Source organism: Neobacillus sp. CF12, from assembly GCF_030348765.1.
Lineage (GTDB): Bacteria > Bacillota > Bacilli > Bacillales > Cytobacillaceae > Neobacillus.
In genome coordinates, this window is sequence record NZ_JAUCEU010000007.1 from 4,695,982 (window position 1) to 4,718,554 (window position 22,573).

Below are 22,573 nucleotides of genomic sequence, written 5' to 3' on the forward strand. Positions count from 1 at the left end.
TACTTAAAAAAACAGAGAGAAAAAAAGAGAGATTTACTTGGGAGGTTAAAGAATGAGAAAGTTTAGTTTAAGCTTTTTATTTGCACTTATGCTGTTCAGTATGTTTGCGATTGCGGCATCTGCGCAAGGCGAATTGTATAACCCTGAAAACGGCGAGATAACTCCAGGTGTAGTTGGAGATAATATTGAAAATGCAAACGATACTGCTGAAGGTATTGACGTAAATGATGGTTCTACTGCTAAAACTGTAAAGAAAAATTTAACTGGCCACAACGTTCATACGTCTTACCAGAATAACACAAACTCTTGTGCAAGCTGTCACCAAACACATACTTCACAAGGTGACCAATTATTATTTGCGGATACAGTTTATAACACTTGTACTGCTTGTCATGATGGCACATTAGGATACTTAAACGTTTTTGCTGATGGAAAAAATGCTAAGACAACTGGTGCAGGTACCTTCGGTGGTACTCACGGTGGATCACAACACATGGCAAACGATTCTATTAAAATTGGTGCGGCTCCTGGTGGAAATCCAGTAGAAACTTCCAAGACTAAGGGAACTATGTGGGGAGAAAGCTTCAACTGTGCAAGCTGTCATGCTCCACACGGATCATACTCTGACCGTTTACTTCAGTACAATCCAAATGGAATTGGTTCAATGCCTGCTTCTCAGGGTGGTTTACAATTAGAAAACGTTCCTGTGGTTGATACTTTAACAGGTCAAACTGCGCCGGTAGTATTACTACGTACTGAAGATACTACAACTGGTACAGTAACAGTGGCTCAATATAACAAAGGTACATCTGGATATACAAAATCTACTGCTCCATGGTTATATGGTTATGACAACCGTACAAATGGTTTAACTTACTGGTCACGTTTAGTTAAAGCGGATGGTACTATTGCTGCTTACGGTTCAACAGCTGGTGTTTATTTCTCTTACGATCATGCTGAAGCATATTCTACTACTGCAGCTGGTGCGGCTGCATTAAAAACTGCTGATAAAGGTTTCATCGCTCGTCCAGTAGTTGTTGAAATGGCTAAAGACGGTCACAACACTATTCAGAGTGCTTACTGGTCCGGAGCTGATATTTCTAAATTTGAAGGTAAAACTGCACAAGAATTAACAGACCTTGGATACAAAGTATCAGCAACTAATGTTGTAACAAACGTTGGTGTACAAATGTCTAAATTCTGTGCTGCTTGTCACACTGACTACCTACAAGCTAATGCTGATGGAAAGAAATCTCACTTTGGTAACGAAACTGCTGCATACCGTCACAGCACAAACAGTGACTCTTACACTTGCGTACGCTGCCACTTTGGTCACGGTACTGATGCTTACATCATGAAGGATTCACTTGGACGTACAATTAATGACTTAGTAACAAACAATATCATGAATGAAACTGAAGCCTTAAACTACATGCAAGATAACAATGCTTCTTCTGCACTTAAGAAGTTCACTAACATGTCAGTTTGTTGGGCTTGTCACAACAGCTCACACGCTGAAACAATTAAGAACGCAGAGCGTCGTGCTGATCACCCATCTGGTATGCCAGCTGGAAACTAAAAAAATAAGCTAACAATTAGCTGCAACTAATTATTAGCTCAAAATTAAATGTTCGGAAAATAGGGTGTTATGCTATTGCATAGCACCTTATTATTTGCAATTATTTTACCAATAATGTCATAAAATTGTCAATAATATTAACTTGCATTTTGAAAGTCTAATAATTGCTATTTTTACAATCTATATATGAATATTTGTTGAATTATCACCTCATTCTCTAGAACCTTCCTATTAATAGGAATAAAATATATATAGAGAGCAACAATTTGCGAAAAGCAAATATAGTAGAAATGAGAGGTGCTAAATGAGGTATAGAGGCCTTCTGCATAAAACCAAATTCCAAGTATTTGTCATACTTGTTTTGTGTATTCAACTGATAGGGCCGCCACCATTGTCGCCCATATCAAGCGTTAAGAGTGAGGGGCTAGAACCAACGATAGTGATTACTTCACCTGTATCTGGCAGTTCTTTAAATGAAGAAGACGTAGTCATTACCGGTTCAGTAGAGAATTTTCCGATAGAAGCCCTTGTCAAACTTTACTTGGATGAAGTAGAAATCGAAACACCTATTCAGGTGGTTGATAAAACATGGTCCACGCAGCTCACCCTATCTAAAGGTAGTCATACAATCTTGGCTCAATCGGAAGTTGAAGGTATACAAATTGTTTCTGACCCCGTTGAAATTACGATTGATCCAATCTTACCAATAATGAGCATGACCAAACCGATTAATGGAGAGTTTGTAAATGTAAAAGTCTTAGAGGGAAGCACAGAACCATCGGCTACAGTGAAAATTTGTATGGACTGTACAATGGATTCTGATGACATAATCATTGGATCGTGGTCTTCCATACAGGCTGATAGCACGGGGAAATGGGTGTATCAAAATCCCGAGTTAACGGAAGGAAATCATACAGTCTATGCGAAAGCGATTGACAGTAAAGGTAACACTTCAAATGTAATTAAGGTTGAGTTTCATGTAGATACATTGCGACCTCAAGTATTGCCAGATGTTTTTCCGAAACAGGATATGACGCAAGTTCCATTAAACCCAGTCATAAAGGTGAAAATCTCTGATGCTAACGTTTTAAATGAAGCAGAAATAAAGACTAGCATCAATGTATCTCAAAATGGTACGAAGGTTGAAGGGACTATCAACTATAATCGAGATACAAAAGAGATTACCTTCACCCCCTTAGAAGCATTGACACCAAGTAAAAAATACAATGTTTTCATTAGTCCATTGGGGATAATCGACGCAGCTAAAAATAGTGCATTTCCTAGATTTTGGTCTTTCACGACGGTCGGTATCAAGTCGGAAAAACACCCAAATCCACATGGCAGTTATACAAATAATGTAGATACATGTGGAAATTGCCATAGTACGCACAACGCACAGGATGCAAATTTGTTAGTAACAAAGACTAAGACTGAAACCAGTACGCCTGAGGTAATAACAATTGAGACCATAGCTGAAACAAACCAACCTAAGGATTTAGTTGCAGACAAATTCTGTATGTCCTGTCATGACGGAACAGTTGTGGCGCCACTCCCTGAAAATAGCAAAGCTGTTCATACCCACGATGCTGCTGTAGAGATTGACGGCACACCGAGCGGCAGTTCGTGTGGAAGTTGTCATAATCCGCACTTGGAGCGATCAGAAAACAATCCTAACATGGCACAAGACCACATTACTTATACACATCAACCGTCTAATCAGGTCGATCCAAATAAGCCAACTGAAGAAATTAGCAGCAAGGAACAATTATGTGAGTCATGTCATGAAAACGATAGTGCTGAGAAAATAGCGCATGAAGATGTAGAGTACTCCGTTTTCAAATATAGTAAGTCTAGTACTGCAACGGGAATCTATGAAGATTATGAACTCTGCCTTCGTTGTCATAATGAAGATTTCAATAGTAAATATAACAAATCTGCGGATATCGCAAGTCATTATAACAATTTGACAGAAGAAATCATGAAGCAGTATGAAAAAACGAACGGTCCATTATCCTTTGCTAACCGAGAGATTTCAGTTGCAGAGAAGAATTTTTCAGGACACATTATCGAAGCATTGGATGGCAGTCCTCTTGCAGGGCATTTGCCATGTGCAGAGTGTCACGATACCCATGGATCTAACAATCTAAAGCAACTTAAAACATCGTTAGGTCACGAAAATGTACAGTCTTTTACAGCCGGAGATACAGATAGTAAAAACGTAAAAGTAGTATTGGACAACAAGGAAGTTGAATTTAGTATCTTATCTGATTCTAAGGGAAGAGCGTTCTGTCTGGCGTGTCACAACGGTACAACTGCAATCTATGGTGTAACAGGAGAAAAATATGATACAGCACGGACCGAACATAAAACATATCCAAGTAAATCCTGTTCTTATTGTCATGGAAGAGGAGAGACAGAGGTCGAAAAAGCTTTAAGTGCAGCACATGCACCAAAAAAAGGGCTTATACCTAGATAATTAGTAATCACTAAAAACAAGAGGATCTGCATCCTCTTGTTTTTTATTTTAAAATAATAAAACTTAACAGAACTGTTGAAAAGGTTAGGGAAATATACCTATTTTTGGTGGTACAATATTTTCTGAAAAAGGAATAATATGGAAATTCTCAATATTAGGATAGTGTTAATGTTCGTTAAATGCTAGTTAAATTAAGACCATGCTTCATGGGTTCAAAACTATCTATCTGGTCTTTTTTTATAATATTGCAAAAATAAGGAGGGTGTTGGAGTTTCAATATTATTGTTGGTTGTCTGAAAAATAGAAGGAGGCATGAAAAATGTCCGTGAAAATGGGAAGTTTCAAGTTAAAAGGTAAGCAAATTATTATAGGGATGATATTGATTATTACAGCATTTTTACTAGGAAACTTTATCGTTTCTGCAAGTGACACCTATTATTCAAATTATTCCCCTGCCAAAAATGCTGCTATCACAGCATCGAATACAAAAATATCTGTTTATATTAAAAGTGTTAATGAATTAAATAGTTCAAGCGCAATTTTGAAGGTAAATGGACAGCAAGTTCCAGCGACATTTACTGCCAAAAGCTACACTGGGGGCAAGGAAGGTACAATTAGTTTTAATGCAACAAACCTCAAAGATGGTGTGAACACTGTCGAGGTCAGTATGAATGATAAAGCCGATTCATCTATCGTGTATAACGATACGTGGACTTTTAATGTGGCTGAAGCACCAAAGATTACGAACATGGTCCCAGCGAACAATAGTGAACAAGCTAGTCTAAATCAAGTATCTGCTGTTGTAACTGATAATGGTGCAATAAATTGGGATACTGTACAGTTGAAAATCAATAATGTAGTCAAAACTCCACTGGAGATAAATAAAGATACAGGAACAGTTTCGTTTGTTAACAACTTTTCAACCGGCAGTTATACTGCTTACCTAGAAGCAACAGATAGTGTCGGAAAAAAATCCACAAAGACATGGAAATTCATAGTTGATTCTACTGCACCAGAAATCACTAGTTTAAATTACTTTAAAGATGGTATGACACTCACTGATGGCCCACTAAAGTTGAGTATTGGGTTAAAGGATTTAGTAGATATCAAGGATAATGTAACCCTAAAATTAGACGGGGAACCTTTAGCGATAGATTTTAAATATCCAGGTGAAATTGATTATTATGGCGATTATGTAATCACTTCTAGAAAGACTGCTACCTTAACATTTGAAAGAATGGTTCCTAACGGCAGCCATACATTAGAGTTATACACAGAAGATACTTTTGGAAATCAAATGACACGCACATGGAATTTTACTGCAGCCGTTAAACCGAAAATTTCAGATGTATCTCCGTTAAAACACGGTCTGAGTGATTTAAGGCCAACGATTTCAGCAGTGGTGACATCGCCAAATGGTGTGATAAACACTGATTCAATTATTGTAAAAGTAGATAATGAAGCAGTGACCTTCGATTTTGACCAGAGTAAAGGATTGGTAAGCTATATACCAACAAAGGACTTGAAAAATGAAAGTTATCACACAGTTTCTATAACGGTAGCCGATCAAACGGGGATTACTTTAGATAGGGAATGGAAGTTTTATTCTAATACCTATAAGGAAATGGATGATTCAAGTGCAGAAGCATGTACATCATGTCATGACGATTCCAGCTTTGAAGGTTCAAATGGGGTATTGGAAAATGTCCATAAAGAAAAATTAAGCTTTAATGGAACTCATTCGAAAAATCGTTGTGAGAACTGTCATAATTATATCACTGTGGAAGCCGGATGTAGTCAGTGCCATGATGATCCGGAAGGTGATCAATATGCACATGTCCCACACGGTTCTACGCCAACGATCCATTATCAGGCTAAAAACTTTGATCCTAATTTCCCAGTTCGCGTAGTGGAAAACCGTTCCATGAATGATTGTATTATCTGCCACCAGCCAGGATCTGGGGTAAAAGGATATCAGGGCTATTTAACAATCCCAACAAGAACCCTAAACAACCATGATATTCCTGAACTGCACAAAACGGAGGATACATGTACTCAATGTCATGCAAAATCCTTAACAAGCGAACATGCAAGAGAAGACAGAACCGATAAAAATAATGATGCGATGACCTGTAAGACCTGTCATGAAAGTACCGATCCTGTTGTGACCAAGGCAATTAGTGAAGGAAATTCGTCCTGTTCATCTTGTCATAAGCAACTTCATAACGGTGTACACAGCGACTGTAAAAAATGTCATACTAACAGTTATTAAATAAAATAGTTCACTTCAAAAACTCTCCATTTGTAAAAGATGGAGAGTTTTTTGTGTGGATTTAAAATGTATAACTATTCTCATTTTTGAAATTCCACCTACTATCAGGCTATAATGGTAAAGGAACATACGAACGCCCATGACATATGCTAGAAATAGACCGTAATTTTTATAGAGGTGACGAAAATGGAATTAGCAGAAATTCGAAATGAGCTTGAAAAAACAGCTAAACGTTTAGCGGACTTTAGGGGGTCTCTTTGACCTAGAAAATAAAGAAGCACGCATAGCTGAACTTGATGATCAAATGCTTCATCCTGACTTCTGGAATGACCAGCAGGCGGCCCAAACCGTCATTAGTGAAGCAAATGCACTAAAGGATCAGGTAAATGAGTTTAGCGACTTGTTTGAAACATTTGAGAATCTTGAAGTAAGCTATGAACTAGTAAAAGAAGAAAGTGATGCAGAACTACAAGCAGAACTTGAGAATGAGTTAATCAAATTAACCACAAGATTAAATGACTTTGAACTTCAACTGCTTTTAAGTGAAGAATATGATAAACATAATGCAATTTTAGAGTTGCACCCAGGTGCTGGCGGAACTGAGTCACAAGACTGGGGCTCAATGCTTCTTCGTATGTATACACGTTGGGCAGAGAAAAAGGGTTTCAAGGTTGAAACACTCGATTATCTTCCTGGTGATGAAGCGGGGATAAAAAGTGTAACCCTGGCGATAAGAGGACATAACGCTTACGGTTATTTAAAAGCTGAAAAAGGTGTGCACCGATTAGTGCGAATTTCACCGTTTGATGCATCAGGACGCCGCCATACATCGTTTGTATCGTGTGAGGTAATGCCTGAATTCAATGATGAGATTCAAATTGATATCCGTACAGAAGACCTTAAAATCGATACCTATCGAGCGAGTGGAGCGGGTGGACAGCATATCAATACAACCGATTCTGCTGTTAGGATTACGCACACACCAACTGGAGTAGTTGTTACCTGTCAATCTGAACGTTCACAAATTAAAAACCGAGAATCAGCCATGAAAATGCTGAAAGCTAAGCTTTACCAACGCGAAATTGAGCAGCAGGAAAAAGAACTGTTAGAAATTCGCGGTGAACAAAAGGAAATCGGTTGGGGAAGTCAAATCCGTTCCTACGTCTTCCATCCATATTCCATGGTAAAGGATCACCGGACAAGTGCCGAGAGCGGAAACGTTCAGGGTGTTATGGACGGCGACATAGATCAATTTATCGATGCGTACCTTCGATCAAGAATTTCATAATAAAAAAGAAATGACGTGTGCAAATTTGCATACGTCATTTCTTTTTAAAGGTCATCATGATGGCTTCATGGTGTCCACTATTAGGAAATTCCAATGATTAAGGTCATCATGACAGCTTCATGATACCCGCTATTAGGAAATTCCAATGATTAAGGTCGCCATGACGGCTTCATGGTACCCACCTTAATGTAATTCTCATGAAAATGGTTTTCATGGCAGCTTGGTTGGACACCTATGCTTTTTATGATAACTAAAACAAAGTATGATGGTTTTTTTTTGTTTTTTTGCAAATACTATTAAAAATTTATCCCTTTAATGCGTTATCTCAATGCCATTTACAGCAAATTATTGCCATGCTATACTCACTTCGGTTAGGATAGAAAATTATCGTAAAATGGCAATATAGAGGAGAATCGCACGATGAATAAAAGAAGAAACAATCTACAAGCACCTAAATTTGAAAGTGCATTGGAATACATAAATGTTTTGATTGGATCAGCCATTATTGCGCTGGCCTTTAATGTTTTTCTGCTGCCGAATCAGATTGCTTCAGGAGGCGTTAGCGGTATCAGCACGATATTATTAAGCGTGCTCGGATGGGAGCCTGCTTATGTACAATGGTCATTTAATATTCCCTTGTTTATCGCAGGAGTTGTTTTACTAGGAAAACAATTTGGAGTAAAGACCCTAGTCGGAACTTTATTTTTACCGTTTGTCGTTTTTTTGACTAAAAATATTGAACCGTGGACAAATGATGCCTTACTAGGAGCTTTGTTCGGTGGAATAGCAGTAGGACTCGGACTCGGAATTGTATTTAGGGGAAATGCATCAACAGGCGGGACAGATTTGGCAGCACAAATTATTACAAAGTTTACAGGTCTAACCCTTGGTACGAGTGTTGTTCTGATTGATGGACTCATCGTCATTTCAGCTGCTCTTGTTTTTGATATTGAACGTGGATTATACGCATTGATTGCCTTATACGTAACAAGTAAAACAATAGATTTAGTCCAGGTTGGGTTTGGCAGATCGAAAACAGCGATGATTATTACGAGTAAGCAAGAGGAAGTGCGGGAAGGCATACTGAATAAAATTGATCGAGGTGTAACCAAATTATCGGCATACGGAGGTTTTACCGATAATGAGCGACCTGTACTTATGTGTGTAGTCGATCAGCGAGAGTTCACAAAATTGAAACAATTGGTTAAAAGCCTTGACCCGACTGCATTTGTCGTCGTTATGGACGCTTCTGAAGTGTTAGGAGAAGGTTTCAAAAGGGCGTAATACTGCTATACTGTTTTCGTATGGTAATTTTTTCTTAAGGGGGAGTAGCAATGAAGAAGAAGCTACTAAAAATGTTTTTGGGAACTGCTCTTGTTATGGGTCTTGCAGCCTGTGGCGGCGGGGATGACGAGGGTGGAGGCGACACAGCAGCTGCCGGGGATGCTGAAAAAGTCTACTCACAAAAATGCTCAAGCTGTCACGGTGGTGACTTAAAGGGCGGTATGGGGCCTGATCTAACTGCTGTTGGAGCAAGCAAATCAAAAGATGAAATTGCGGCTATCATCAAAGATGGTACGGATGGCGGAATGCCAGCAGGTTTAATTGAAGGCGATGACCTTGACATGGTTGCAGACTGGCTTTCAACTAAAAAGTAATGATTGTAAACGTTCTGTGATATTTGCAGAACGTTTTTTATTTTTGCTGAACATATAATAGAAGTTTCTAGTTTATATCAGATTTGAGTGAACCGCTTCTCACAGGCTTCCAGCAACATTTGTCGAAAAATATAGGATATATATAACAATTTATGTAGGTTTTGAAAAGAAACTGTAATATTTTTACCGCTTTTTTTACCGATATAGAGTGTTATAATGAATCTATGCGAAATCCTGCAGTATTTTGTCTAGGATTATGTTTTTATGCAAGAAAATAACCAGTTATTGTCGAATCTTATTGTTTCGAAACTAACTTATAAAGGTGATCTAAAATGATAGAAATGCAAGATGTATTTAAAAAGTATCCAAATGGGGTTACTGCGATAAATGGCATAGATGTACGAATTAATCAAGGTGAATTCGTTTATGTAGTTGGTCCAAGTGGTGCGGGAAAATCCACGTTCATTAAAATGATGTATCGTGAGGAAGTACCAACTACAGGTACGATTACGATGAATGGTGTTAATGTGGCTAAAATAAAAAATAAAAAAGTACCTATATTCAGACGTAATCTTGGGGTGGTCTTTCAAGATTTCAAACTATTGCCAATGAAAACCGTTTATGAGAATGTAGCCTTTGCGCTTGAGGTAATTGAAGCGCAGCCTAAATTTATCAAGAAGCGCGTAATGGAAGTTCTTGACCTTGTAAATCTTAAGCATAAAGCTAGAATGCTTCCAACAGAGTTATCCGGAGGAGAGCAGCAGCGTGTGTCGATTGCACGCTCGATTGTTAACTCACCCAAAATTGTAATAGCTGATGAGCCTACAGGGAACCTTGACCCGGAGACTTCATGGGAAATTATGAATATTTTTGAAGAGATTAACAACAGAGGAACTACAATTGTTATGGCGACACATAACAGGGAAATCGTAAATACGATCAAACATCGCGTTATTGCAATTGAGGCTGGAAAAATTGCTCGTGATGAACAAAGAGGTGAATACGGTTATGAAAATTAGAACTCTTGGTCGTCATGCACGTGAAAGTTTTAAGAGTATCGGCAGAAATGGTTGGATGACGTTTGCTTCCGTTAGTGCCGTAACGGTAACACTTATTTTAGTCGGTGTCTTTTTCGTTATTATGATGAATCTCAATAAAGTGGCAGAAACCATAGAAGAGGACGTGCAAATTCGCGTTCACATCGATGTTGCTGCGAATAAAGAGGATCAGCAAGCACTTAAAAGTGAGATAGAAAAGATATCAGAAGTACAAAGTGTGACATTTTCATCCAAGGAGCAGGAGCTTGAAGCATTAATTGAAAGCATGGGTGATGATGGACAAGCTTTTAAACTTTTTGAACAAGACAATCCACTTAACGATGTATTTATCGTAAAAACGAAAAATCCACAAGATACAATGAAAGCAGCCAACAAAATTGGTAAACTAGAGTATGTTACAAAGGCTGTTTATGGTAAAGGGACCGTTGAAAAACTATTTAACTTTATTAAAGCAAGCCGAAACGTTGGAATTGTATTGATTGCCGGATTATTCTTTACAGCGGTCTTCTTAATATCTAATACAATTAAAATTACGATTATTGCAAGACGTAGAGAAATTAAGATTATGAGACTGGTAGGAGCTACGAATAACTTTATTAGATGGCCATTCTTCTTAGAAGGATTATGGCTTGGGATCTTAGGTGCGATTTTGCCGATTATCTTACTTTCAATCGCATACTATAACGCTTATGAGTACCTAGCACCTAAGTTAGTTGGGAACTTTATTCAAATTCTTCCTTATAATCCATTTATGTATCAGGTTTCCGGACTTCTTATTTTAATGGGCGGCCTGATTGGAGTTTGGGGCAGCGTAATGTCAGTTAGAAAGTTCTTAAAAGTTTAACTTTTATCAGGAAGGGCAGAGGAAGTTTTGTCCTTCCTGATTATGAATAGTAAATAGATAACGATTAACCCGTACATAAATACACAGTGGGAAGGAGAGATAAAACTTGAAAAAAACATTATTAACTTTTGCAGTTGCAGGAACGGTAGTAGTGAGTAGTATTTTTGGTGGAATCGTTAACGCTGAATCTATTTCAAGTTTACAAAATCAGCAAGACAAAATTCAAAAGGAAAAGTCTGAATTATCATCTGATATAAATAATGCAGATCAACAGATTAATAGTTTAAATGCTCAACAGGCAGAAGTAAAAGAGGCTATGACACGCCTCGACTTTGCCATTGGTGATACACATAAAAAAATAAGCGAAAAAACGGCAGAACTAGAAGAAACTAAGGCAGAGATTACTAGACTTCAAGAAGAAATTAAAATCACAAAAGAACGGATTGAAAAGCGAAATGACTTGCTTAGGGACCGTGCCAGAAACTATCAAGAAACAGGCGGAATGGTGAGTTATATTGATGTTTTAATGGGTTCAAAGAACTTTAGTGATTTTATTGACCGTGCTAGTGCAGTGGCAACAATCCTGCAGGCAGATCAGGATATCTTAAAGCAGCATGAGGCCGATAAAAAGAGTCTTGAGGAAAATCAAGCCAAACTTGAAGAGGAACTTGCGAGCGTCCAAACTATAGTGGCTGATTTAAAAGTAATGAACCAGCAATTGAATGATCAAAGGGAAGAAAAAGATAGATTATTAGCTTCTTTAGAAGAGCAAGAAGAAGAAATTCATGAGCATAAAATGGAATTGCAAGAAGAGTCGCGTGTCCTTGCGGCTCAAGAAGCTGCCCTTGCGCAAGCAATGGCACTTGAACAGAAACAAGAACAAGAGAAAGCAGCCGCCGCTGCTGCAGCCGCTGCCGCAGCAGCAAACTCTGGTTCGGGTAACGGTGGAGGAGAGAGTACACCAACACCAACACCAACGCCGACACCAAGTGCACCTGTCTCAAGTGGGGCATTCACATTGCCAGCAAATGGAACCTTTACATCAGGTTTTGAACCTAGATGGGGTTCATTCCACTATGGTGTGGATATCGCTAATAGTGCTGCGGGTGTCCCAATTTGGGCCGCTGCGGACGGTGTTGTGATTCAATCCTACTATTCTAGTAGTTATGGGAACGTTGTTTTTATTGCCCATTCTGTAAATGGACAGACGTATACAACGGTTTCTGCTCATATGGAAACGCGATTTGTCAGTTCCGGAGCAGTTGTAAAAAAGGGTCAGCAAATTGGAATTATGGGTAATACAGGTGATTCTAGAGGAAAACATCTGCACTTTGAACTTCATAGAGGTTCATGGAATAGCAGTAAAAGTAACGCAATAAATCCAGTTGGTATTGTACCAATGCCATAAAGAAAAAGGGAGAAGCCAAGCTTCTTCCAGATTGTCGAGAAAGGGTATCTTTCTCGGCAATTTTTTATTTAAACAAAGACTAACCTACGATTTTTTTTAAAAATTCCTGCCTGCTCAATGGCCTGTTGATTTCCGCTCCAGGTGCTTCGCTTTCCGCGGGCGTGCCGGGAAGCCTCCTCGGCGCTGAAGCGCCTGCGGGGTCTCCCCCTGCCCCGTACTCCCGCAGGAGTCTTCGCACCTTCCGCTCCAATCAACAGGGGTGCATTAACTTAGAATTGCCACACACTTTTTCAGCCTAGACAAGTGTGTGGCAATCTTTTTTATATTTTGGCATGCTGCGGTGAGTAACACTTGCTCACTCGCATTATGCAATCTCCGTAACCTACAATAGCGAAGCCCATGCAGTACCTTTCTTAACAGGTGATCTTGAGGCACTAAATCATCAATAAATACAAATTCCGCTTCATTTTGTATCTCTTTTTTTGGCTTATACATTTAATCCACCGTCCTATTAATATTAATAGTATTATATTAAATTAACGCGGTGAATCGTTAAAGTTATTGAAAATAAAGTCTCCTTTTCTGTAAGAATGGTGCCATTATCAATATAGATAGCAAGGAGTGGATTGGAGCGAAAGGTGCTTGACTCCTGCGGGATGTAGAGGAAAGGTCGAGACCCCACAGACGCGCAGCGTCGAGGAGGCTCGACTTCCTCCCCGCGGAAAGCAAGCACCTGTAGCGGAAAGGAACGGTCATTTGTATACAAAAAACAACATTCTATAAGAAAAGAGCCAAAATAAAAGACTGTCGAGAGTTTCTCGACAGCCTGGGAGAAGCCAAGCTTCTTCCTTTTTTATGCATAAACCGAGCTGTTCGTTGTCTACTTTTCTGGCATAACTCGTCCATGCCTTACATAATAGTTAATAAACGGGCTGGAAAATGGCACTTTTCTATAATGAAGGACATGTAAATGATGCGCATATAGGGGGGACAGGATGAATAGGAAATGGATAGCCCTAATGATGGTAGGGTCGCTGCTTACTGGAGCAGGGGGCACATATGCAGGCATGCAATGGTTTGGACAAACAGAGGGAAACACAGCCCTTGAACAAACATTATCGAAAAAGGAAACAGTCGTTACGGATCAAGGTGATACAGAGGACCTTGCCAAAGTGAATCAGGCCTATGAATTAATCTTAAGCCGATATGTTGAACAGGTGAATAGTGAGACCTTGGTAGAGGGAGCAATTCAAGGCATGCTCACCGTCTTGGATGATCCCTATTCTGTTTATATGAACAAGGAAACGGCGCAGCAATTTAGTCAAGCGTTAGAATCATCCTTTGAAGGCATTGGAGCAGAAGTGGGGATGGTTGATGGGAAAATCGTTATTATATCACCATTTAAAAACTCACCTGCCGAAAAAGCTGGACTAAAGCCGAATGATGAGATTTTGAAGGTAGACGGTAAAAGCGTTGAAGGTCTTGACCTCAATAAAGCAACGTTAAAAATACGTGGTAAAAAGGGGACAAAGGTAAAGTTAGAAATCGAACGTAAGGGATTAAAGGAACCTCTTGCCATTGAAGTCACTCGTGATGAAATTCCACTTGAAACCATTCATGCTTCTGTGAAAAAACAAGATGGAAAAAATATTGGTTACATTGAAATTACCTCGTTCTCACAAGAGACTGCGGCCGATTTCAAAGAGGAACTCATATCGTTAGAGAAGAAAGACATCGAGGGCTTGGTCATAGATGTCCGTGGAAACCCAGGTGGACTGCTTGTAAGTGTCGAGGACATTCTTAAAGAATTTGTTACAAAAGAAAAACCATTTATTCAAATCGAACAACGAGATGGTAAAAAGGAGCGTCACTTCTCGAATCTTACAGAGAAAAAGGATTATCCAGTTACGGTCCTAGTGAATAAAGGAAGTGCGTCCGCTTCTGAAATCCTTGCAGGTGCTTTACAAGAAGCGGCGGATTACCAGTTGGTGGGAGAAACGACCTTTGGTAAAGGAACCGTGCAACAGGCTATGCCGATGGGAGACGGAAGCAATATCAAGCTGACATTATTTAAATGGCTGACACCGGATGGAAACTGGATTCATAAAAAAGGGATAAAACCAGATATTGAAATAAAACAGCCTGCTATCTTTGATACCCATCCCATCCAACTTGAAGAATCCCTGAGGGAGGACATGAACAATGAGCAAATCAAAAACGCACAGGAAATATTGGCCGGTTTAGGATTTGCTCCTGGAAGAACAGATGGTTACTTTAGTGCTGAAACCACTACAGCTGTAAAAGCTTTCCAACAGAACAACAATTTACAGCCAACTGGAAAAATCGATGCAAAAACCGCTGCTAAGCTAGAAGAAGAAGCACTAAAGGAAATGAAAAAAGAGAAAAACGATATCCAACTACAAACAGCACTGCGGCTAATTACACAATAAACGAAACAGAGGCAATTGCCTCTGTTTTTTATTGTCGACAGATTATTTGGTAATTTAGTAAAGATGTCGAGGATTTCCATGGAAATATTGCCGAAGTGCAAAGAAATAACATGGATTAGTGCTCGATTTCCTAGTGGGTCAACTTTTAACCAGATTTTTCGACATTTTTTGGTTTTTCAAGAAACTAGCAATAGGTTTTATTCTTCCATTTTGGTAAAATAATCTTTAGGAGATAGAATAGTAGAATTTATGATAAAGGCAGGTGGCAGGAATTGGTACAATTATGGCTTTTTGAGCTGTTGAAAGGGATAGGTAGACTTTTTCTTAATCCGGTTTTTTACTATCTCATTTTCCTTTCAGGAATACTAGGAGTTTCCCGAGTTAAACGGGAACGGAAAAATTTCCATACCAGGACTTTTGATGCTTATTATGAACTTCGACAGCTATTCCCACTAGGATTAATTGTAGGACTGGTGCTATCTGTTGCCACTGTTTTGGCAGGGATAACCGTTCCGTTTGCAGCCATCCTTCTCATCGCTGGCTTTACGGTTTTATGGAGTTTAACTACAAATATTCGATTAATGTCGCCAGTCTACACAGTCGGCGCTGCGTTTTTCGGAATTATTTTAATTGCTGAATATAACTGGAACATTCCATTCTTTAAAGAGTCATTCCAAGCCATAGATGAAAAGGTTTATCCATCAGTTGTCATCTTGCTGGCACTATTAATTATTTCAGAAGGCATTCTTATTTTAAAAAATGGAATTAAAGGCACATCGCCAAAGTTGGCAAAAAGCAGACGGGGCCAAAATGTTGGTGTCCATGAAGTGAAACGATTCTGGCTGCTGCCAATGTTTCTACTTATTCCTGGAGAGACATTGACAGTGGCATTCGAGTGGTGGCCAGTCTTCCATATCGGTGTGGAATCATACTCGCTTATCCTAGTCCCGTTTGCGATTGGTTTTAACCAGCAGATTCAAGGTATGCTGCCAAAACAGTCCATTCAATTACAGGGACGTCGAGTGATAACACTCGGGGTAGGCATTCTGATTTTGTCCGTTATAGGCTATTGGTATCCTCTGGTATCTATTATCGTTGCGGCCATTGCGATTATCTGCCGTGAATTGATCTCCTTAACACAACGATTGAGGGATGATAATTTACCGTTTTACTTCTCGAAGAAAAATAACGGTTTAATGATTATTGGGATTATCCCAGAATCACCTGCAGATAAAATGGGACTTCAAGTAGGAGAGTTACTATCAAAAGTTAATGGGGTAAAAATTCGTGATGAACATGCTTTATATGAAGCTTTACAAAAAAATCGAGCCCACTGTAAGCTTGAGGTTTTGGATGTAAACGGCGAGGTCCGTTTTGTTCAACGAGCGTTGTATGAAGGTGACCATTATGAACTAGGTATCCTTTTTGTGCAAGACCAGCGGAAGTTTGATGAAAGAATAGGCTAATGATAGGTCAGGGGATTCATTCCTTGGCTTTTTTTGTGTTTCATAATCGAATTTAACGGTATATTTGACTGTGAGAGTGCTAAACCTAAATGGGAAATTTAATGTCCAAGAAAGGTGGTTTGGCCATATGTTAAATTTTTTAGATTTCAACACTCCTATGAATATCAGTTTTGAAGGAGTTGCTGCAGTTGTTTTTTATTTCACTATCTATTCTTTGATTGGCTGGCTGTTAGAAAATAGCTACAGTTACATGACAAGACGGAAATTTTTTAAGCCTAATTTTTTTCATGGACCCTTTAAGCCTATGTATGGCTTTGCCCCTGTGCTCTTGGTTTATTTAATCAGTCCAGAAACGAATTGGGAAGTCATCTTATTGCTGTGCTTCTTCATTCCTACTTTTATCGAGTATATTAGCGGTGTCTTACTTCAAAAGTTTTTTCAACGACAATGGTGGGATTACTCTGATATGCCTCTGCAGATACACGGGCATATTTGTCTGCCATTTTCTCTATGTTGGATCCTGCTGTCGTTCGCTTGCTTAAAGTGGGTTCATCCTGCCATCGTTTCTGTCTATGGTGCAACCGAAATGTTATGGGAATGGATTTGGCCGGCTGTTATTTTATATTTCATTGCCGAACTTGCTTTGTCTATCAGGAGACATTCTTCTCAAGTGCTTGAAGAGGCCGAGTCACCAAATCCTATTCAATAAGAAATGAAGAACTCCTTCTGGTTAAAAGAAGGAGTTTCTTTTTGCATTGGCTGTGTTAAATTAGTCTGTTGATTTGCGCTCCTGGCACTTCGCTTTCCGCGGGCGGTACGGGGAGCATCCTCGGCGCTTTGAGCCTGTGGGGTCTCCCCTGTCTCGTCCTTCCGCAGGAGTCATCGTGCCCTCCGCGTAAATCAATAGAGTGTCAAATCAACAATAAGCTATAACACAGCCTTTCCATTTAGCGTTTCAATAAATTTTTGTGGTTCATCGGGACTTAGGTGAACAAATAGTACTTTTTGCTTTAACCCATACATCTTTTTTACCTCTTGTGGGGAATAGAATTCTATTTCAATCGCAGGCTTTTCTTTTACAAAGTCAGATAGGACAGCATCAAAAACCTGCTTTGAAACTTCTTTAGATACTTTTTCTGGGCCTTGATAATAGCGAACACTCTTAATTTCCTTTAGAGGTACGGTCAGCCTTTTCATTATTCCTACCTGTAAGTATAAAGATTGATCCGTAATTATGAATGGAACTAAACGGATAGCTTGGATATCTGCTAAAAAGAGCACTACAGTATAGCCATTTAGAATGAGAGCAATGAATGCAATGGTCGGGCTCCAATTGTGGAGAAAAAAGTGTAAACCAACCGATTCCAAAACCAGTGCGTGAATAAGCATTAAATTTAAAGCAACTGCACTCGTTTTTTTATGAAAGGTAAATACGTTATCGTGGAAGATTTGCTTTTTCCTCCAAGAAAAAAAGCTGTAATAAAACATGCTCATCTCTGAGGAAACAATCTCTATAAAACGATTGTGTTTCAAATAATGTGTTAATGCTTGCTCCATTCTGTGGGGAAAGGCAGGAATATCACTTTGTTTCTGTTTGTAGTACTTGAAAATGGCTGGTAATTTCGTAACTAATTTAAACACAATGTAAAGTTCTAATAGAAAAAAGGCACCCTCACCAGCAAGTAAGATGTATCGAACGTAGGAGTAAGAACCTAGGTAGCCTTGAGGAATAATCAGTAATGCAGCACCATAACCTGCAAACCCAACAAGTACTAGATACTTCAAAGAGTAGCGCTTTCTGATGAAGAAGAAATATGTAACAAGCGGAATGATAATCAAAAAATCAAGCAGTGTTGCAAGTGCAATAGTATGTGGTAGAGGCTGCATCATCTCCAAGCGATAGAGAAGGAAATTTGATCCAATTATCAAGGTTAGAAGACCGAAAAACCAAATCAATTTTCTGTTTTGGACAATAGACATAGTGAGTTCCTCCTTATTGAAGGGGGGATAATTCCATGTTTGTAACTTTATTAACTTAGTAATATTGTACCGTAAAATGACAATTACTTCCTAAGTGGAAGACTGATTGAAAAAAAATTTAATAATAAAAATGTTTAACATTCAAATTTCGGTTTGAATATCATATAATCAAATAAAGATTTGAATGTATGAGGTGATGGAATGAAGGATCGAGATATTTGCGAAGTTACATGTGTTGATAGCCACAAAACTACCAGGTTGCAGCCCTTAATTGAAAAAAGAAAGATCTCTGAGGTTACAAAGATTTTTAAAGCTTTATCGGATGAAACGCGAATGAAAATTGCCTATGCCCTCACCCTTGAAGAAGAGCTGTGTGTTTGCGATGTTGCCAATATTGTTGGTGCTACAACAGCAACTGCTTCCCATCATTTGCGCCATTTAAATAATCTTGGACTCGCAAAATATCGTAAAGATGGAAAACTAGTCTATTATTCCCTGGATGACGATCACGTAAAGCAACTCATTCACATCGCTTTCGAGCATCAGGAAGAGGTGGCTAGCCGTAATTGAAAGGATGAATTGCAATAAAGAGATATGAAAAAACTAAGAGACAACTCTAGTTGGGAGAGGAATATTTATGGGACATCATCATCACCATGGACACTCTCATGGACATTCACATGGACATGGAAAGGGACATTCACATACAAGTAACAAAAAAGCCCTATTAAGCTCATTTATTTTGATTGCTGCATTTATGGTGGTTGAAGTAATTGGAGGAATTTTGACAAACAGTTTAGCACTATTGTCTGACGCTGGGCACATGCTAAGTGACGCCGCTGCGCTTGGATTAAGCTTTTTTGCCATTAAGCTTGGGGAAAAACAAGTATCACAGGAAAAAACATATGGTTACAAGCGGTTTGAAATTATAGCTGCGGCCTTGAATGGAATTACACTCATTATCATTTCTTTATATATATTTTATGAAGCATTTCAACGGTTCTTCGCTCCTCCTGAGGTTCAAAGTAGTGGAATGCTGATGATTTCTGTAACCGGATTGGTAGTAAACATCATCGCAGCATGGATCCTAATGAGCGGTGACAAAGATGATAATCTCAATGTCCGAAGTGCTTTTTTACACGTATTAGGTGATATGCTTGGTTCTGTCGGAGCGATTGTCGCTGCTTTATTGATTATGTTCTTTGGCTGGACGATTGCAGACCCAATTGCCAGTGTCATTGTCGCTGTGTTAATTATTATTAGTGGTTTTCGGGTCACAAGAGATTCCTTCCATATTCTCATGGAAGGTGCTCCAACTCAAATTGACATCCACCAGGTTAAAGAAGCACTAAGTAAAATTCCTTTGGTGAAGGAAGTCCATGATTTACACATTTGGACCATTACCTCTGGATATCCGGTATTGAGTTGTCATATAACCATTTTAGATGAAGCGGTCCACGATGAAATACTTGCTGCTTCGCAAAAAGTTCTTCATGATGAATTTCATATTGAGCATAGCACGATACAAGTCGAGAAGGCCGAAATTGGCTGCCCTAGCCCGCATGGGAATTGTAACTAACGAAAAAGTAAATATATTTTTGTTGCAATTTTGTGAATTAATTTCTAATATATAAACAGAAATGAATGAATGAGGTGGACCCATTTTGGAAATGGTTTTTAGATATTTGTCTGCGCTTATTTTGCCAGGATTGCTCGTATTGTTATTTACCAGGGTCACATATAATCGACTAATCGGTCTTGCTTTGACCGTCGGACTCATTGCTGCTTCTGCTTTTAAAGGGTATACAAACACTTTACCACTAATCGTTGTAGATGCCTTTTCGCTTACTGTCGGCTTTTGGCTAGCTGAAAAAATGAAGCAAAGAGTTTTCAAAAAAACCTAAGTACTCACCGTAGATGGGAAGTCTGTCATTAAAATGGCGGGCTTTTTTGTTATTATCGAATGTTCGTTCGCATATTAGTGGTTTGTTTTTGAGGAATTGTGTTAGAATGATACTATTAGAAATTCAGGGATACATTTTCTAGCACCATCCCGGCCACAAGCACGTTTCTATGCTAGAAAGTGATATATATATCGGGAGGGAAGTTTGTGAAGGATCAATTTGAATTAGTTTCGAAATATTCACCGCAGGGCGATCAGCCGAAAGCAATTCGACAGTTAGTTCAGGGGATTAATGAGAACAAGCGCTATCAGACGCTGCTTGGTGCCACGGGGACAGGTAAGACGTTTACAGTTTCCAATGTAATCAAAGAGGTAAATAAACCAACACTCGTCATCGCTCACAATAAAACCTTAGCAGGGCAGCTCTACAGTGAGTTTAAGGAGTTTTTTCCAAACAATGCTGTTGAGTATTTTGTTAGTTACTACGATTACTTTCAGCCTGAAGCTTATGTTCCTTCAACAGATACATTTATTGAAAAAGATTCAAGCGTTAACGATGAAATTGATAAGCTCCGCCACTCGGCGACATCGGCATTATTTGAACGCCAAGATGTCATTGTCATTGCCAGTGTTTCGTGTATTTACGGTCTCGGTTCGCCGGAGGAATATCGAAACATGGTGCTTTCCCTTAGAAAAGAGATGGAAATAGAGCGCAATCAGTTGCTGCATCGGTTAGTTGACATTCAATATGAACGAAACGATATTGATTTTAAACGTGGTACTTTCCGTGTTCGAGGCGATGTTGTTGAGATATTCCCGGTTTCCCGTGATGAACATTGCATCCGAGTGGAATTTTTTGGTGATGAAATCGACCGAATCCGTGAAGTTGATGCCTTAACTGGTGAAATTCTCGGAGAGCGGGATCATGTTGCAATTTTCCCAGCATCTCACTTTGTTACCGGAGAAGAAAAGCTCAATAAAGCCATCGAAAACATCGAAAAAGAACTTGAAGAACGTCTTGCAGAACTGCGGGAAGATAATAAATTATTAGAAGCACAACGACTTGAGCAGCGAACACGTTATGATCTTGAAATGATGCGGGAAATGGGCTTTTGCTCTGGCATTGAGAACTACTCTAGACACTTAACGCTTAGACCTGCTGGTTCAACACCCTACACGCTGATTGATTACTTTCCAGAAGATTTTTTAATGGTTATTGATGAGTCGCATGTTACTCTGCCGCAAGTAAGAGGGATGTTCAATGGTGATCGAGCAAGGAAGCAAGTGCTTGTTGACCACGGCTTCCGTCTGCCATCAGCGCTTGATAACCGCCCGTTGACCTTTGATGAATTTGAAAAGCATATTCACAATGCTGTCTTTGTTTCAGCGACGCCTGGGCCGTATGAGCTAGAGCATACGCCAGAAATGGTTCAACAAATTATTCGGCCGACTGGATTACTTGATCCAACAATTGAAGTGCGTCCGATTGAGGGGCAGATTGACGATATTATTGGTGAAATTCAGGAGCGAATCAAGAAGAATGAACGGGTGCTTATTACGACATTGACAAAGAAAATGTCAGAGGACTTAACAGACTATTTAAAAGAAATAGGTATTAAAGTCCAATATTTGCATTCAGAAGTCAAGACACTGGAACGAATTGAAATTATTCGCGAGCTGAGGCTTGGCAAGTATGACGTGCTTGTTGGGATTAACCTGCTCAGAGAAGGACTGGATATTCCGGAGGTATCGCTGATTACGATTCTCGATGCGGATAAAGAGGGCTTCCTCCGTTCGGAACGTTCATTAATCCAAACCATTGGCCGAGCAGCACGTAATGCAAATGGCCATGTTATCTTGTATGCGGACAAAATAACAAATTCGATGGAAATTGCGATCAATGTAACGAGGGAACGCCGCAAAGTCCAAGAAGAATATAATAAAAAGCATGGTATTACGCCAATGACGATTCAAAAGGGAATTCGTGAGGCTATTCGTGCCACCCATGCTGCCGAGGAACAGGAAGAATATAAACCATCAGCCTCTTTCGGTAAGATGTCGAAGAAGGAAAGAGAAAAGCTGATTGCCACGATGGAAAAAGAAATGAAGGCAGAAGCAAAAGCACTTAATTTTGAACGTGCTGCTGAGCTTCGTGATTTATTATTAGAGTTAAAAGCGGAAGGATGACGAA

At 39.3% G+C, this 22,573-nt stretch carries 17 protein-coding genes; 16 read left to right on the forward strand and 1 reads right to left on the reverse strand.

From position 1 onward, the window contains the following. Positions 1–52: 52 nt before the first annotated feature. The 12 genes from QUG14_RS22240 to QUG14_RS22295 all read left to right on the forward strand — a co-directional run bounded on the left by QUG14_RS22240 (position 53) and on the right by QUG14_RS22295 (position 17,208). On the forward strand, positions 53–1,579 hold the full coding sequence (locus tag QUG14_RS22240) for a cytochrome c3 family protein (RefSeq protein WP_289342633.1): 1,527 nt from the start codon (positions 53–55) through the stop codon (positions 1,577–1,579). A gap of 304 nt (positions 1,580–1,883) precedes the next feature. Then, on the forward strand, positions 1,884–4,055 hold the full coding sequence (locus QUG14_RS22245; protein WP_289342634.1) for an Ig-like domain-containing protein: 2,172 nt from the start codon (positions 1,884–1,886) through the stop codon (positions 4,053–4,055). A 319-nt stretch (positions 4,056–4,374) separates the two neighbouring features. After that, complete coding sequence (locus QUG14_RS22250; protein WP_289342635.1) at positions 4,375–6,327, forward strand: hypothetical protein; 1,953 nt, start codon at positions 4,375–4,377, stop codon at positions 6,325–6,327. A gap of 186 nt (positions 6,328–6,513) precedes the next feature. Continuing rightward, a protein-coding gene (prfB, locus tag QUG14_RS22255; RefSeq protein ID WP_289342636.1) for a peptide chain release factor 2 occupies positions 6,514–7,615 on the forward strand; the annotation gives its coding sequence in 2 pieces (ribosomal slippage) (positions 6,514–6,585 and positions 6,587–7,615; 1,101 coding nt in all). A 420-nt stretch (positions 7,616–8,035) separates the two neighbouring features. After that, the gene (locus QUG14_RS22260) at positions 8,036–8,899 is read left to right on the forward strand and encodes a YitT family protein (protein WP_289342637.1); all 864 of its coding nucleotides are present in this window, start codon (positions 8,036–8,038) and stop codon (positions 8,897–8,899) included. A 50-nt stretch (positions 8,900–8,949) separates the two neighbouring features. After that, entirely contained in the window at positions 8,950–9,273 is a 324-nt protein-coding gene (gene cccB / locus QUG14_RS22265) for a cytochrome c551 (RefSeq protein WP_289342638.1), read from the forward strand. A 332-nt stretch (positions 9,274–9,605) separates the two neighbouring features. Then, complete coding sequence (gene ftsE / locus QUG14_RS22270) at positions 9,606–10,292, forward strand: cell division ATP-binding protein FtsE (protein WP_289342639.1); 687 nt, start codon at positions 9,606–9,608, stop codon at positions 10,290–10,292. Beyond that, positions 10,282–11,175 carry a permease-like cell division protein FtsX gene (gene ftsX, locus QUG14_RS22275; RefSeq protein WP_289342640.1) on the forward strand — a complete coding sequence of 298 codons (894 nt, stop codon included), beginning with the start codon at positions 10,282–10,284 and terminating at the stop codon, positions 11,173–11,175. The genes ftsE and ftsX overlap by 11 nt, the downstream gene beginning before the upstream one ends. Positions 11,176–11,281: 106 nt before the next feature. Continuing rightward, positions 11,282–12,583 (forward strand): murein hydrolase activator EnvC family protein, encoded by a 1,302-nt coding sequence (locus tag QUG14_RS22280; RefSeq protein ID WP_289342641.1) that lies wholly within the window; start codon positions 11,282–11,284, stop codon positions 12,581–12,583. 995 nt (positions 12,584–13,578) lie between these two features. Continuing rightward, positions 13,579–15,033, forward strand: a complete 1,455-nt coding sequence (locus QUG14_RS22285) for a S41 family peptidase (RefSeq protein WP_289342642.1) — start codon at positions 13,579–13,581, stop codon at positions 15,031–15,033. Between the two features lie 272 nt (positions 15,034–15,305). Continuing rightward, positions 15,306–16,499 carry a PDZ domain-containing protein gene (locus tag QUG14_RS22290; RefSeq protein WP_289342643.1) on the forward strand — a complete coding sequence of 398 codons (1,194 nt, stop codon included), beginning with the start codon at positions 15,306–15,308 and terminating at the stop codon, positions 16,497–16,499. Positions 16,500–16,626: 127 nt separating this feature from the next. After that, positions 16,627–17,208, forward strand: a complete 582-nt coding sequence (locus QUG14_RS22295; protein WP_289342644.1) for a putative ABC transporter permease — start codon at positions 16,627–16,629, stop codon at positions 17,206–17,208. Between the two features lie 218 nt (positions 17,209–17,426). On the opposite strand, the gene QUG14_RS22300 is transcribed toward QUG14_RS22295, so the two are convergent. Beyond that, a complete protein-coding gene (locus QUG14_RS22300) occupies positions 17,427–18,479 on the reverse strand; it encodes a hypothetical protein (protein ID WP_289342645.1) in 1,053 nt (350 codons plus the stop codon). 201 nt (positions 18,480–18,680) lie between these two features. Here QUG14_RS22300 and QUG14_RS22305 point away from each other — a divergent pair, with 201 nt between their 5' ends. The 4 genes from QUG14_RS22305 (at position 18,681) to uvrB (ending at position 22,569) form a co-directional block, all read left to right on the forward strand. Then, complete coding sequence (locus QUG14_RS22305; protein WP_289342646.1) at positions 18,681–19,049, forward strand: ArsR/SmtB family transcription factor; 369 nt, start codon at positions 18,681–18,683, stop codon at positions 19,047–19,049. Positions 19,050–19,116: 67 nt separating this feature from the next. After that, positions 19,117–20,058, forward strand: coding sequence for a cation diffusion facilitator family transporter (locus tag QUG14_RS22310; protein WP_289342647.1), 942 nt, complete (start codon positions 19,117–19,119; stop codon positions 20,056–20,058). A 91-nt stretch (positions 20,059–20,149) separates the two neighbouring features. After that, a complete protein-coding gene (locus QUG14_RS22315) occupies positions 20,150–20,383 on the forward strand; it encodes a DUF2198 family protein (protein WP_289344210.1) in 234 nt (77 codons plus the stop codon). Between the two features lie 206 nt (positions 20,384–20,589). Beyond that, entirely contained in the window at positions 20,590–22,569 is a 1,980-nt protein-coding gene (gene uvrB / locus QUG14_RS22320) for an excinuclease ABC subunit UvrB (RefSeq protein ID WP_289342648.1), read from the forward strand. Positions 22,570–22,573: the final 4 nt, after the last annotated feature.